Origin of the sequence: Marinoscillum sp. (genome assembly GCF_965229915.1) — a bacterium.
Classification (GTDB): domain Bacteria; phylum Bacteroidota; class Bacteroidia; order Cytophagales; family Cyclobacteriaceae; genus Marinoscillum.
This window is the reverse complement of sequence record NZ_CBDDJZ010000001.1, coordinates 4,188,499-4,204,016: the sequence shown is the minus strand read 5'-3', so window position 1 is coordinate 4,204,016 and position 15,518 is coordinate 4,188,499. Positions and strand designations below refer to the sequence as shown.

Below are 15,518 nucleotides of genomic sequence, written 5' to 3'. Positions count from 1 at the left end.
TACCTGTTTGTTTAGGGTTGTTGCTATAGTTCTGATGAATTTTCCAGCATCTTGATGAAATAACCTCCTACAACCGATCTGGCCTGAAACCCTACCTGAGTTGCATCTGGTGTCTCGTACCAATCCGACATGGGTACTCTATCCGGCGTACTCGTGACATAGTCATGCAATGGATCGATGAATTTTTGAAACGTTTCCTGATCGTCGGCCAAAGTAGCAGTCCACACGATCCAGTCAGATTTGGTGTATGTCCGACGGTTGTCAAGAGGCAAACCGTACCTGTTTTGTACAGACAAATAATACGGAATCTCTTGACTGACAATCTCTGGAGGAAATATGTTAAATCCCAACAACTTGTCCCAAACCAGATTGTACTTCTGACTCCAGGTTCCTGCCTTATCAAAGGTGAGTTTGTAATGATCTCCGTCATTGGCCATCTCTTCCCACTGCACCGCCATCTTTTTAGCTTCAGACAAATACTTTTCGGCTATGTCGTCTTTACCTAAGAGACTAGCCAACCGGCCATAACTGGCAATACCCATGATCGCCTTGATGCTCAGGTTGGCATTGTGTGCAAAATGACCTGCAAAATCATCTGTGCAAAGTTGATTCTCAGGATCCAACCCATTTTGCATCAGGTATTTGGCCCAGGTAGTCAATGCCTCCCAATGAGCCTGTGCATAGTCGGCGTTTCCTTCTTGCTCGGCGATTGCGGCAGTGAGGATCAGCATGTTTCCGCTTTCCTCAACAGGCATGTCACCTCCATAAGTCTGGCCGTTGGCCTTCGGGTAAGTGCCTACATCATGTGCCGCAAAAGGCTTGGTCCATTTCCCACTTTCAGTGTAGTAAAAAATCGGGTTGAGCATGCCCTTGAGCAGGTCGGGATTGTACTTTAAAAACAAAGGAGCTGAAGGGTAGGTCACATCCACGGTCCCAATCGAACCATTGCTGAAGTTTTCTTTGGACAGAAAGAGCAAATTTCCCTGATCATCTTGGGTGAGCTTGTGAGCGGCAATGGACTGGCGATAGGCAAGTACGCAGAGGTCGGCATAGTTCTTCCCTCCGGCATTTACTGCCTCGTCCCACAGCTGATTGTCAAATCCGATACATCGCTGTAAAAGGTCTTCATGGTTAGTAGCAGCACTAGCCAAAGCCTGCTCGATGGTGGTACTATCCTGAGTCCAAAATGCTTTCAGGTTTTCACCAAAGTATTGGATCGAATAGCGATCATCATACCCAATCATCAGGTATCCGGAGGAGCTGTCGCTGGTGTTCAGCGATTGTGTGAAAGTCATAACCGGGCGTGTTTTTGGCATCCTGCCAGTAACCTTTCCGGTGTTGGGAACGACGCTCTGCGTAAGAAACGCTTCCTTGGCTGTGAGGTAATCGGAAATGGCCAGGCTAGATCCTTCTTCGGCTGAAGCCAAATACGCATAGCCCCAATCAATGCGAACATTGTCTCCTTTTTTCTCCAGGATGGACTGAGCTGTGGTACCAGATTTTAAGTAGTCAACCTTCCCAGTTGTGCCTGATTCCACGATCACTTCCTGATTGTCTTCATTTACGGCCCATTGTGGCGTCATTTCGAAATAAATTTCCACCTCATGATCTTTGCCATCCAGGGACTTCACGTCATAATCAATGTAATTGACCGGCCGAGATAGCAACTCCAAATCATCCATGAGCAATGGAGCTGTGAAGGTTACATTCAATGATACAGGACCTGGTTCAAACGTGTACAGGGTTTGTGTAGCAGATAGAGCCACTTTGGTTTGGTTGGCTGTTTGTGTGAATAGCTCCTGCTGATCACTGTCTGTGTAGATACCAAAATCAACATAAGCCAGACCGCCTCTGTCCCAGCAGTGTGCCGCGAAGGTATTCTCACCCTCATTTAGCAAATCTGGGTCCAGTTCAATCATTTGCTCGTGTCGGGCTGAATTGCCGGTATTGATCACCTCTGTCCCATTGAGGTAAAGCTCAAAATCATCGTCGTGAGAATACATCAGGTAAAGTTTCTGATCGGTTCTGTTGTAATTAAACTCCCTGCGCACCCAGATCTCTCCATCCTCCCAGATCGTCCCGATTGCTTTCATCCCATCGGATCCAAAAGCCGCCTTTCCTGTAGCCCATGACTGATCATCAAATTCTGGTCGCTCCCATCCAGTGCTTGGCTTTTCATGAACATATTGACCTGTCCAATGCTCATCTTTGGCCATCGGAACCAGTCCTTTCAACAGGATTTCTTCCTTTCCCAAAAACCTGTATGGAGTACCATCAACTTTGATGACCCCAATCAGTGATTGCACCTTACCGGTCCAGTGTTTGACTGGCTGATCATATAACTGGTCCGTCATTGACCAGACACTCGTGTAAGGATCTATGGTGATCAGGGGATAGGCCGGAGCCCGAAGTATGGTTTTGCTATGAGAAATTTCTTTTGGTGCATCACATCTGACCAGAAGAAGACTTAACATCACTAAAAGTAAGTTTCTAAATATCATCATCTTTTAAATCTATTCGTTTTATAATTAAGATTCTACACTCACTTAATGAGCATAGAACCTTAGCTGTTTTTATTCAACAAGCAGTTTTTGGTAGTCCACTCCTTTTTCCGTTGTGATCCGCATCACGTAAACACCCTTTGACAATCCATTAGTGGAAATCGTATTTTCAGTCAGTTCGAGTTTTCTAACCAGTTGACCATTTAGATTGAGCACATCAATCGTCCTGACAGTTTTCCATCCACCAATTGTTAAATTCGATCCTGGTACCACTGGGTTCGGATAAATCGTCACTTTTTGGTTAGCTTCCATTTCCTCTACGGGGCCAGCCACTCTTGCTCCACTTTGCGATACCACCACGGAACTGACGTCATCGTTAAAACCATCATCCACCAAACAGGCATCATCGCCCGTCTTGGTAATCGAACCACCTGAAAAGTCGTAATCTCGATACAGGGTAAGCGAGTACCCGCTAGTTACATCTACAGATGAAATGTCATCATTAGTCACGCCTAATGCCTGTAAATCTCCCAAGGAATAACTACCGACCGCAAGTGGAACGGCATACCCTCCTCCATTGCAATCCTCGTAAAGCACCACCGGAGGCTCTGGAGCAGTGAACCCAAGGTCCGCCGCAATTTCGAGCATCATCATGCCACTGAGGTGAGCCGACATCCACGTAGAACTACCAGGCGCTTGCGTCCAATCAACTCCAATCAGATCATCATTCCTATTGAATCCATCTATGTGAATGGATTCAGCCTGATCTTCGAGAAATGCGATGTAGGCATTGCGCTTGGAACTCGGCACAGCACTTTCCTGCGCCAATAGTGCCAGGTACCGAACCATAATTCCTTTGAACAAACCAGCATCCGCAGTTCCTTCATTTCTCAAGATACCATTGGTCACCAGATCATTCGATTGAATGGCATAGTCAGCTGTGGCAATGGCATCATTTAAATAAGTGGAGTTATTCGTGGACTGGTACATCTCTAGTGCCGCACCAATGAAGGTTCCATGGTTGTAGGTGAACTGCCAGTAATCGATCTGACCATTGCCCTGTCGGTTGATCCCGTCATTGATTCTTCCCGAAGATTCTCGCAGTGTGGCCTTTAGCCAGTCATAGAGGTCTGTGGCCAGGTCTAGCTCCCAACTATGGCCCCACTCCTGATGTCTACGGCATGCATAGATAATGGCCGGAGCATTTGCGGGTACATTTTTGTAATCCAGCTGGTTTTTTCTCCAGGCGATTCCGCCACCTTGATTGCTGTTTTCTCCAATCTTGATATCATCCCAAATATCCGTGGACATGTTTAGAAACGTACCGTTCCCAGTTGCTTTCCAGGCTCTGAATAGTGAGAGTGAAAACCACTCCATGTCATCATAATAATCCTTATAGATCGATCCTCCGTTGTTGTTACTCCAGTTATTGACCAGCGTATTGATGCGGGTCACGTATTTGGAATCATTCGTTCGTTCGTAGGCATCCACTAGTACATCCAGAGCGTGGGCATTCCACCAATAGTGAAAGTAGGTGTTGCTAGTGCCATTGTTCTCGATGTAGTAGCTTCCGCTCGATGATCTGAACGAATTGTGAAGCTTGTCCTGAGCCTGATTGGCAAGCGTAGAATAGCTCTCAAACTGGCTAAAAGAGGCCTGGCTCATTAACAAGCCAAACAGGGTAATGTAAATGGTTTTCATCATTAAAAGGGTTTTGATTAAACATGATTTTTCAATCATCCGACGCGATGGAATTTCTTGTCAGAGAGTGGTGTCAGAATCCTGACGTCCATTCTTTGCATAACCTATTTGACCTTTATCTTAAAAACGTTGCAAATGCCATTGACCAGTCGTTCATTCAGTTATTACCTCCACGTTGCCTCCATTCTGGAATAGTTCATGTGAAATGAAGTAATTCTCTACCCGAGAATCGTTGACTTTGATCTCTTTCAAATCCCGGGACTGACCACTCTTGGTGATAGTCACTTCCTTCCCATTGGCATGGTCCATTTCACAGAATCAAACAATGGCACAGTTACCAGGTACTCATCATCCGCTGCTGAAAACGGATACAAACCGGAAGCACTGAATACATACCATGCAGACATTTCTCCTGCGTCATCCATCCCCGGCAGGGCATTGCCATAGGTCCCCACACCGTAGTAATTGTTGAGGATGTTGTCTAATACCTGCTGGGATTTTTCAGGTTTGTTAATGAAGTAATAGGAAAATGGTGCCTCGTGATCGGGCTGATTTCCATGACAGTACTGACCGATAAAGCTGGAAACGTTTCGAGCAATGTGTTCAGGATTCCAAGGCACGGTGAATAGGGAATCGAGTTTTGCCTCGAATGCATCACTTCCACCATAGAGATCGACCAACATCGGCATGTTGTGCGGTGCAAAAAATGAGACCTGCCACGCGTTGGCCTCCCGATACATGTATTCATAATAAGGATACTGAGGATCAAAATTCTGGACCCAGCTGCCATCGACCAGTCTGCCTCGCATGAAGTTGACCGAAGGATCAAATACGTTCTTGAAATTTTCAGAACGCGACATCATGATCTGGTAAGTCGTCTCATCACCCAGCTCACGAGCCAGCAATGCCAGGGAATAGTCATCGTAGGCAAATTCTAAAGTTTTAGAGACGCCAGCTTTGGCCTTGGTCTCCACATGCGGACTGTCCACTTGCGGTGTAGAGATGTAGCCTTTCTCCATGTACTCGACAATATGCGGTCGAGTACCTCCATCTTTGGTAGCGTTGTTTAGCAAAAGCTGATAAACCGAATCTATTTCAAAATCACGCACTCCGCGCAAATAAGCTCCTGTGATGTATGGGGCTGCATGATCTCCGTGAAAGAAAGTCGGGATGAATCCTGTGATCTGGCCAATATTGTGCAGTGACTTGATCACATCCAGGGAAACATCCGGCGAGAGCATCGTGAGTAAAACTAGCTTGTTTCTATACGTATCCCACAACGAAGGAATGGTATAGTATCGATGACCTTTATTTTGGATAGTGCCTCGTACATCTCTGAAATCCCCATTGTGGTCACTGCGCAGTGCAGGCCACAAAAACGATCGGTACAGCGAGCTGTAAAATAGTTCCTTTTGTCGTTCCGTTCCACCGCTTACTTCAATACCCGAAAGCAAGCTTTGCCAGGTGCTATTCGCTTCATCCCTGATCGTATCAAAAGACTTGTCTCCAACTTCAAGTTTCAGGTTGCTTTTGGCATTTTCTATACTTGTAAATGACAAAGCCATTTTGAGAGTGACCGGGTCATGACCATTCTCCAGATCCACAATGGCATTCCCATCCCTGGAACCTTCATTGGTCACCTCAAGACTACTCATGCTGGTATTGAGCTCAGCATAAAAGAAAATACTGTCTCTACCCACTATCTGAACACCTGCCAGATGAGTGGCATCTACTTTTTCAATGGTCCAGTCGCGCACTCGATGGTTGGACCGGGCCAGGTCAAAGAGCACCTTTCTGCCCTCTGGCTTGTTAAAAGTATACTCATGAAACCCTACTCGGAGCGTGGAAGTTAAACGCACATCCACACCGAAATCCTCCAGATAAACCTGGTAGTATCCTGGTGCTGAAGACTCTTTCTCGTGGTTAAATTTAGAACCGTAAGTTTCTTCAATGTTAGGTGATCCGTGGACAGGTAATACAGGGAGGTGGCACAGGTTCCAGTGACCCTTATTGGTATGGGCAAACCCATAAATCACTGAGTCTTCGTACTCGTATCCTGCACCGCTCCCATATTCTGTAATGGGGCTTAGCTGCACCATGGCATTGGGTAGTGAGGAACCCGGAAAGGTCAATCCAGCCCAAACACGCCAATCTTTCGGGGGCGTATAACCGATGAACTCAGGATCGGTTAAAGGCTCTGTACCCAAAAAAGTATTGACATAATCCGTTAATTGCCTGGGTTGCTCCACTTCAGTCTGAACCTGACAAGAAGGCAAAACAATCCCAGCTATGCAAATGAACATTGCAAGTCTAAGTAGTTTCATGTGTCTACAATTAAAATTAGTATCGATTTAACAGCAGGTAGTCATCTGGGTACCTGCTGTCCTAAAGTTGTTTCGGACGTACCGAGTTGACGAATCCAACGGATCAAGCCAATAAACTCGGGTTTTCCTCATACGTTTTCCATAGAAATTCACCAAACAGGGTATTAGCCCAGGCAAACCACGATCTCGTGAAGTTTTTGGGATCATCCTTATGGAAGGTTTCATGCATAAATCCGGTACCGGCATGCGTAGCTTTCAGCATCTTGATACAGGAGCGAATCTCCTGATCATTTGTGCTGGTCAACCCTTGCATCGTAATAGCCATTGGCCAAACCATGTCCATTCCTACATGTGGTCCACCTATGCCTGCTCCGGCTTTTCCTTTAAAAAAGAAGGGATTATCCGTGGAGAGTACAAATTTTCTGGTATTCTGATATACCGCATCATTGACATCCATCGCACCCAAATAAGGTAGCGAAAGTAAACTTGGCACATTGGCATCATCCATCAATAGATAACTGCCAAATCCATCAATCTCAAAGGCATAAATCTCTCCATACTTCGGATGGTTGACTTTTGCATATTGATCCAGCGCTTTTACCACCTCTTTGCTCAAGGCCCGCATCTCACCCGCCAGCTCGGTTTCATTGTGCAAAGTTTCCAACATCTCAGCTGCTTGCTTCAAGCTTACCACAGCAAAGAAATTAGAAGGAATGAGAAATGAAAATACCGTTGAGTCATCGCTAGGTCGGAATGCTGAGCTAATCAAGCCTACAGGGTTAACCGGATACCCATACCCATGTAGCGAACGGGTGTCGGTACCTACTGGTGTCGTACGCTGAAACTTGTAAGATCCGCGCCCATCTTTCTGCTGTTGGTCTTTAAATACCCGCAGGATTTCAGCCATAGCACCCTTCCATTCTGAACCAAATGGAGTGGTATCTCCTGTGGTTTTCCAATAGTGATAACCCAGACGAATCGGATAGCATAGTGAGTCTATTTCCCATTTGCGCTCATGCACTCCGGGTTTCATGTCCGTCAAATCTGTAGCCCATTCACCCCGTTTGTTTGGATCGTCATAAAATGCGTTAGCGAAAGGATCTTTCAGCACATATTGAGTCTGACGGTTGATCACGCCGGCAATCAACTTTTTCAGGTCTTTGTCCTGATCTGTAAACTGCATGTATGGCCAAACCTGTGCTGAACTGTCCCTGAGCCACATGGCATCAATATCTCCAGTGATCACATAGGTATCTGGCTTGCCGTCCTTCTGACTGTGCGTAACCGTGGTATCCAACGTGTTCGGAAAACAGTTTTCAAACAACCAGGCCAGCTCTTTGTCTTTCACATTCTTTTTAAACTCCTTAATGGCCTGCTCGATGGAATCGCTCGAGAAATTGCGCTGCGATGCAGGTATTCTAACCACTGGAAATCCTTGCTGAGCAAATAATGAGGAAGGGTTGATGAATGACGCAGCACCAAACAGTGCTGTACTTTGTATGAATGTTCTTCTTTCCATTTGTATATCTTTTCTATTTGCGATTGGCGTTAGTTTCAGGGATTATAAAAAATCCCCATCCTCCAATCTGGCCATCGCTTCTATTAACATGATACCGCTGAGCTGCGTGGAGAAGTCCACCGTCCCCGTTGGAGCAACCCTCCAATTGGGTCCACATAGCATCGACGGTCTGGTGATTCCTTTTTCATAAAGCGTCTCACCATTGAAGCGTAAAAATCCTATGTATGCTTCTCTCCGGTCCTCGTTGAGGTCGGACAGTTCTATCAGTCTGGTAAAGTACCTCACCAATATTCCTTTGAATAATCCCCCATCACCCTGACCTTCATCTCTGAGCAGTCCCTCAGTGGTAAGTTGTGGACTAGTCATCATGGAGTTGGCCGTTTTGATGGCTTCATTGAGATAAGATCGATCGCCTGTCACCTGATAGAGCTCCATAGATGCTCCAATCCAGGTACCAATGTTGTAGGTGAATACCCACTCCTTTTTCACAACCGGCTCACCATTGATTAGCTCCATATGATCCCATACCAATCCAGTATTGGGATCCACCAAATTGTTCTTTTGCCAGGTGTAGATATCCTTGGCCCAATCCAGGTATTTTTCATCGTTTTCTATGGCGTAGAGACGAAGTGATAAGATGGCTACAGGAGCATTGGACACGGCATTTTTAAGGTTGGGAGTATTGATCTTCCAGGTAATACCTCCGCCAAATACATCCGACCAATAGTTCAAGATTTCCTCCCACAGCAGTTTGGATACATCCAAGTAAAGAGCATCATCTGTCAATTCATAAGCTCGTGTACAGGCAATGGCCAACCAGGCCATGTCATCATTGAAATCATTGGGATATTGGTTATTGTTTCGAGATTTGATTCCTAGTACCAGGGCTTTTGCTCGGGTGAGATACTCCTGGTCTCCAGACCGTAAATATCCATCCACCAACACATCTACCATGTGAGCATTCCTCCAGTAATGGAAAAATTCATTTCCTTGATTGTTTTCACGATAGGTGCCCTGAGAGGTTAAATAAATATTGACGGTAGACACCTGCATGGAATCAGCAGTGGCGGCCCAGGTATATTCTATTTCCTCATTTTTCTTTGGATCATTCAGTGCTCCCAACTCATCATCTTCACAGCCCGTCACCATCATGACCATCGCCATCAACCATACGACCACCATTTGTTTCATCATTTTCATTTCACTCTATCACTTTTTTTTGATCGACCATTTTGGCAGTAGGGCTATACCCTACTACCTAAAATGACCAATTACCAAACTATAAACGTATGAAGACTTTTACTGAGGAGTGACTGTATGGGTATACTCAGGAACGGTAGCATTAAATATTACGGCTACATCATTCACAGCCATGTCAACAGCTGTAGCAAATTTGAAGGTGTAAGCCCATCTGTCGTCGTTTACTGGATACATGTACCAAAACTCCTCTCCAGCATTATCCGGTCTTGAGTTATCTGCATTGGCACTACCATACCACTGCACCTCATCGGTATTCATCGTAAACTTGAATTTGTACCGTTCATCTCTTCCCCAGGACTCCTGTTTGAATTCGATGGTCTGATCTTCAGCCATCCAGGTGCCACTGCCGACATATGGTAGTTCAAACAAATACTCATCGGTAGGTGAGAAATATAGTTCTACCTTGTTGATAACATCTGCTGTTATGTTTCCATTGGAAAAATCCAAAACCATCTGTACAGTTTCACCAGAATAGCTGGAGGTGGTTACGCCACCTTCTTGCATCTTACCGTCCACTATCGAATACGTCTGAGGCTCTCCTGAATTATCATCTGCAATGTAATACTCGCCTGCATTGAGGGTAGTGAAAATCTCAAAAGTAGATTCTCCTGTTTTCTTAAATGCTCGAGCATCCGCTAAATTATCACCAGTTTCTGTAGCTGACCCAATGAGGTATACTTCACTTGGTACTGGGAACCCTGCAGGTCTTTTTACCTCAATCGATCGAGAGGTTTGAACCGTCGTGGTTTCTATACCTCGTGTCGCCACTACGGACCACTTGAGTTTACCAGAAGCTCCTCGACCAATATTAGCTAACCCTGCGATTTTGTTCAATTCGGCAAAAGCCAAAGTAAGCGTGCGCTGAAGACCATTGCCATCTGAGGCGAGCTTGTAGATAGGTGCGGACAAATCTCCTGACTCCACATCAAAGCGCACTTCATAAAGCACCACTCCATTGTCAGAAGCTGGAGCTGCGGCCCACTCAAATATCACTGAGTTGGATGCTTCCAAATCAAAAAAGGCTTCGTTTTCAGGCGTGTACAACTCGGTCACAGGACTTACATCTCCGATCGAAAAAGTAGTCGCGTCATCATCACAGCTAGCTGCCACAAATACAGCCAAAATCAATAGTATTAAATTATATATCGTTTTCATCTTAAATCAATTTTGTCGTTAGAAATGGGATGTTTAATTCCAATTTGGATTCTGGCCTAGATTTGGATTGAGGTTTCGTTCATCTCTAGGAACTGGCCATAGATAGTGCTTGGAAGGATCAAATGTCCTTTCATTGACTCTTATATAACCATTATCTATTTCTGAAGGACCGAATTGCGCACCATGCGCCCATCCGTTGAGCACCTCTTCTGCAATTCTCCACCTGCGGATATCGAAGATTCTGAGGCCTTCCATGGCTAGCTCTACTCTTCGCTCGTTTCGGATCACTTCTCTAAGTTCGTCCTGAGTCCAGGCGGCATTGTAGTCCAGTGCAGCAGCATCAGTGAATCCAGCTCTTGCTCTGATTGGTCGGATGGTCAAATCCCAATCCGCAGAACTCAATTTGGCCTGTTCATTTTTAGCCTCTGCGTACATCAATAAAACATCCGCATACCTAAAAAGAATCAGGTTCAGTCCTGACGCAAAACCGTCCATGTGGTTTGGATCGAAATACTTTCTCCAATAGTAACCCGTAGTGGTAGAAGAAGAACCAGACACATACACATCCAGGTCCTGACCTTCGGGAGCTGTTCCTGGCTCAATGTAAATGGTACTTGTCTCTCCGTCAACGCCTACCCATTCATAACCATGATAAACTACGGTATGTGTCAGCCGTGGGTCACGATTGGTGTAAGGGTCACTTTCATCGTATGCAGATCCAGCTTCATCAATCATGCTTCCATTGATCATTCGATAAGAATCTACCAGCTCCTGAGTTGGTGCCATGGCGTTTAGTCGAGCACCTGCTGACAATGGAGCAAAGTCAAAGAACTCGGCCCAGGTTCTAAACTGAGGAACATACTGCAAGCTTAGAATCACTTCATTGTTTAACTGATACGCTGGCAGAAATAGCTGTTCATACGAAGGATGTAGGGCATAGGTACCAAACTCGGTCCCATTGATCAGGCGTTCACACTCTGCAACCACACCTTCCCAGTCACCTTCATAAAGCAACACACGTGCTTTAAGTGCCACGGCTGCACCACTAGTAATTCTTCCAAACTCCTCTTCAGAATACTCAGTGTTAGTAGGTAGTACATCGATTACCGCATCCAACTCAGTCAAGATAAAGTCAAGTACCTGAGCTTTTGGTGTTCGGTCAATGGACAAAGCCGTTTCTATATCGATATCCTCATCTAGCAAAGGCACATCACCCCACCAGGTCATCAACTGAAAATGCTGGTATGCTCGCAGAAATCTTGCTTCCGCCTTCATCACATTGAGCGTTTCCTCATCGATATCCGGCACCCGATCAATGTTTGCCAACAGGATATTACAGGTTTTAATTCCTGTATAGTGAAAGTTCCACTCCTGATTTAATCGCGCAAGAGAAGGATCGTAAGTACCAGCAGCTAAAGAAGCGGCACCCTGATTATCTCCTCGTCCGTTGTAGGCATTGTCTGACAAGGCCTCGTTGTAGAAGAAATACCCAGACGACATCATCTGCGAATACGCCGTGTTCAGTACACTTCGTGCTTTGGACTGTGAAGTCCAGTAAGTCAAATCCGTAAAAGTATTTTCCGGAGCTAGATCAAGCTCTTTACATCCTGTGAAAGCAATGGTCAAGAGCACTGTTAATCCGATTGTATATATTCTTTTCATTAGTTCTCTTATTTTAAAGCGTTACATCTAAACCAAATCCGTAGTAGATCATCGTAGGATATGCCCGGCCACTGTTGGCTCCACCACTGTTCAGGTTGCTGTCAAATTCTGAGAGCTCAGGATCCACAAAATCGATCTTCGATAACGTGAATAAGTTCTGACCTGAAACGTATGCTCTGACCTTCTTCGCCCCAACTTTTTGAGAAAGACTGGTAGGAATAGTGTATCCCAGCTGAATGTTTTTCACTCTCAGATAAGCAGCATCAAACAGGTATAGGTCTGAGCCTCTACGGAAATTGTTCGTGTTCGATTGGCTCCCATTATCGGCAAGTCGTGGATATGCAGCATCTGGGTTGGTTGGTGTCCAGTAATCGAGCTGATGCTCGTACATAGTCATACCGTAGTTGAAGTGATAAGGCTCTACCAGTTCACCCCTCAGCATCATGGTACGTTTACCCACACCCTGGATGAACAAGTTCAGATCAAAGCCTTTGAATTGTACATTGTAGGTCAATCCATAAGTCAAACGTGGAAATGGATTACCAAAGACCACTTTGTCATCGTCATTGATCACACCGTCATCATTCAGGTCCACATACTTATTATCACCAGGAAACAAGTTTGTAAGTCCCTCTGGCTTGGCACTGTTCTGCACGTCTTCCAGGTTTTGGAAGTATCCGTCTCGCTTCAGTCCGACGTAAGAATTGTAAGGAAATCCTTCGCGCAATAAGATTTGAAGTTCTTCACGTCCTTGTAAACGTTCGTTACCCTGAAAATCCACTACTTCATTTTGAGAATCTGCCAGGTTGAATGAGAACTGGTGTGTAAACATGTTGGTTCTTTTCACATATCCTACCAACACTTCCCATCCTCGATTCGCCACTTCACCGGCGTTGAAGTCAGGCAGACTGGTACCAAATACTCCGGGCACAGCAGGCGCAACCAAAATGTCCGATGTTAATTTGTTGTAGTAATCGAGTGATAAGGTCAGATCTCCATTTAGAAAATCCATATCAGCTCCTACATTGAAGGTAGCAGCACGTTCCCATTTTAGGTTTGGATTCGCAAAATTGTACCCTGTTCCTCCAACGGCAGAGTTGTTAAAGCCATAAGCATTCGGAAAGGTAAAGAAGGTCGTTTGATACTGGTAGTTACCAACGTTTTGGTTACCGAGCACCCCATATGACGCTCTCACCTTGATTCCACCTACCCGAGACTCATAACCACTCATGAATGACTCCTGAGTCAAACGGTACCCCACTGAAGCCGACGGAAAAAATCCCCAACGATTGCCTTCCTGAAACTTGGAAGATCCGTCATACCTGAAGCTGAACTCAGCGAAATACTTGTCTTCAAACGAGTAAGACGCTCTACCAAACAAGGAGTTTAAGCTGTTTTCGGATGAACTCTGATTGGACGTATAGGAATCCGGGCTTACCACCGTTTCGGTAATCGGTGTTCCTAAATCTGGATCGGTAAGGGTCTTATAAATACCTGTTCCTCTATCTGAATGGTTTTCATTGGAAGCTCCGACAAGTACATTCACTGAATGACGCTCCGCAAAAGTTTTGCCATATTCAGCAATCAACTGCGTATTCAGATCGATGCTTTTCCGACTCTCGTCATAGGTATTTCGATTGCCTCCATAGATTCCCTTTGGATAGAAATCTACCTGAAGTGTTCTTCCAAACTGATGGTTGGAATACAAGGCACCGCCAAAAACTCCTCGAATTTTGAAATCATCTGTAATACTCAACTCTGCCTGAAGGTTACCAAAGACATTGTCATCGTCGTATCTTCTAAATCCACCCTGCTCTAAAATTCCCAGCGAGTTGAACTGCTGCAGTACATCGTTGGTGAGGTACCGTCCAAGTGAGTCTTTCTGCTTATAGATCAAAGGCACCCTGTTGGCATCTACCATAAGGGTACTGGTGTTGCTGGAATGATCCGTTATTTCTCTTCGGACATAGTTTAACATGGAAGTCAACTTCAATCGACCAAATTCATTGGTCATGTTCAATCGGTAGTTGTATCTCTTGAGTCCCTTGTCAGGACCAACAAAGTTGCTACGCTGATCCACATATCCTAATGACAGGAAGTAAGTTGATTGCTCATTACCTCCCGTTAAGCTTAGGTTATGGTTTTGCTGCCACGCTGGCTTGACGATTTCTTCTGAAAACCACTCTTCGTCTCCATTTTCATAAAAGCCTTGAATTTGCTCTGGTGTATAAACCGCCGAGCTCTTGCCAGCATTGTATGCGGACTCGTTTCTTAAGATAGCATTTTGATAACCACTAACTGGTTTCATGAAAAAATGAGGAGTGTTTACCCCTGCCAGTCCATTGTAAGTCAAGCTCATAGCTTCACCTTTCTTACCTTTTTTAGTGGTAACCAAAATAACGCCATTGTTAGCTCTTGAACCATAAATAGCCGCACTACCAGCATCTTTCAGCACAGAAATACTCTCGATATCTGAAGGATTGATCAGGTTAAGGTCTCCTCCTACTATTCCGTCGATTACGATCAGTGGACTGTTGTTACCCAATGTGCTAATCCCACGAATATTGATATTCATCTGAGCTCCTGGCTCCTGATTAGGCTGCTGTACGATAAGGTTTGGAGATACCCCCTGCAGCGCCTGAGTCATGTTGGCGTTTGGCCGACCCTCTAGTTTATCAGCAGTAACCTGATCTACAGAACCAACCACACTCGATTTGCGCTGAATTCCATAACCCATGACGACCACTTCATCTAAGGAGGCATAATCGAGCTCTAGGGTTACATTGATGGACGTTTGTCCATTGACGATTACTTCCTTGGATTTATACCCGACGAACGAGACTAGCAGTGTGGAACCGCTGGTCACATTTAGAGTAAAATTTCCGTCTACATCAGTGATGGTTCCATTGGTAGTTCCTTTTTCCATAACCGTAGCTCCTGGAAGTGGCTCACCATTTTCATCCAGAACCTGACCAGTCACGCGATCTTGCTCGATGGTCACCTCGATGCTCTTATCATCCCGACCGTTTGCATTGACTTTGACACTAATGCGATCATTTACTTGCCGGAAACCGATATTGGTTTGTTTAGATATATCCAGAAGTACCTGTTCTACTGTGCTCTTTTTCGATTTCACAGTTACCGGATCATAATTCTTCAATTGCTGAAGATCATAGATGAAGACATAGTTCGTTTTCTCTTCTATCTGCTTGAAAACCTCCGTCAGGTGCTCATCCGTGACATCAATGGAAATAGTCGCCTTTTTCACACTGATTATTCCCTGTGCATTGCTGGTTCCAGCCATGGCTACAGTGAATAAAAAAGCACATATGACGTAGGTATAAATTGCGTACTTTCCAAGCATCACCAAATAGTAGTAATGTTTATTTTTCATAG

At 45.1% G+C, this 15,518-nt stretch carries 9 protein-coding genes; all 9 read right to left on the bottom strand.

From position 1 onward, the window contains the following. Positions 1-23: 23 nt before the first annotated feature. The 9 genes from ACO067_RS18030 to ACO067_RS17990 all read right to left on the bottom strand — a co-directional run bounded on the left by ACO067_RS18030 (position 24) and on the right by ACO067_RS17990 (position 15,516). Positions 24-2,474, bottom strand: coding sequence for a glutaminase domain-containing protein (locus ACO067_RS18030; RefSeq protein WP_421876607.1), 2,451 nt, complete (start codon positions 2,472-2,474; stop codon positions 24-26). Positions 2,475-2,573: 99 nt separating this feature from the next. Then, positions 2,574-4,205, bottom strand: a complete 1,632-nt coding sequence (locus ACO067_RS18025; protein WP_421876605.1) for a glycoside hydrolase family 76 protein — start codon at positions 4,203-4,205, stop codon at positions 2,574-2,576. Between the two features lie 150 nt (positions 4,206-4,355). Further along, the gene (locus tag ACO067_RS18020; RefSeq protein ID WP_421876603.1) at positions 4,356-4,511 is read right to left on the bottom strand and encodes a hypothetical protein; all 156 of its coding nucleotides are present in this window, start codon (positions 4,509-4,511) and stop codon (positions 4,356-4,358) included. Further along, positions 4,484-6,526 carry a GH92 family glycosyl hydrolase gene (locus tag ACO067_RS18015; RefSeq protein ID WP_421876601.1) on the bottom strand — a complete coding sequence of 681 codons (2,043 nt, stop codon included), beginning with the start codon at positions 6,524-6,526 and terminating at the stop codon, positions 4,484-4,486. Before ACO067_RS18015 ends, ACO067_RS18020 begins: the two co-directional genes overlap by 28 nt. Before the next feature lie 103 nt (positions 6,527-6,629). Beyond that, positions 6,630-8,045 carry a glycoside hydrolase family 125 protein gene (locus tag ACO067_RS18010; protein WP_421876599.1) on the bottom strand — a complete coding sequence of 472 codons (1,416 nt, stop codon included), beginning with the start codon at positions 8,043-8,045 and terminating at the stop codon, positions 6,630-6,632. A 42-nt stretch (positions 8,046-8,087) separates the two neighbouring features. Next, entirely contained in the window at positions 8,088-9,239 is a 1,152-nt protein-coding gene (locus tag ACO067_RS18005; protein ID WP_421876597.1) for a glycoside hydrolase family 76 protein, read from the bottom strand. 105 nt (positions 9,240-9,344) lie between these two features. Then, positions 9,345-10,460 (bottom strand): SusE domain-containing protein, encoded by a 1,116-nt coding sequence (locus ACO067_RS18000; RefSeq protein ID WP_421876595.1) that lies wholly within the window; start codon positions 10,458-10,460, stop codon positions 9,345-9,347. 33 nt (positions 10,461-10,493) lie between these two features. Beyond that, positions 10,494-12,122 carry a RagB/SusD family nutrient uptake outer membrane protein gene (locus ACO067_RS17995; RefSeq protein WP_421876593.1) on the bottom strand — a complete coding sequence of 543 codons (1,629 nt, stop codon included), beginning with the start codon at positions 12,120-12,122 and terminating at the stop codon, positions 10,494-10,496. 13 nt (positions 12,123-12,135) lie between these two features. Then, positions 12,136-15,516 carry a TonB-dependent receptor gene (locus ACO067_RS17990; protein WP_421876590.1) on the bottom strand — a complete coding sequence of 1,127 codons (3,381 nt, stop codon included), beginning with the start codon at positions 15,514-15,516 and terminating at the stop codon, positions 12,136-12,138. Between the last annotated feature and the right edge of the window lie 2 nt (positions 15,517-15,518).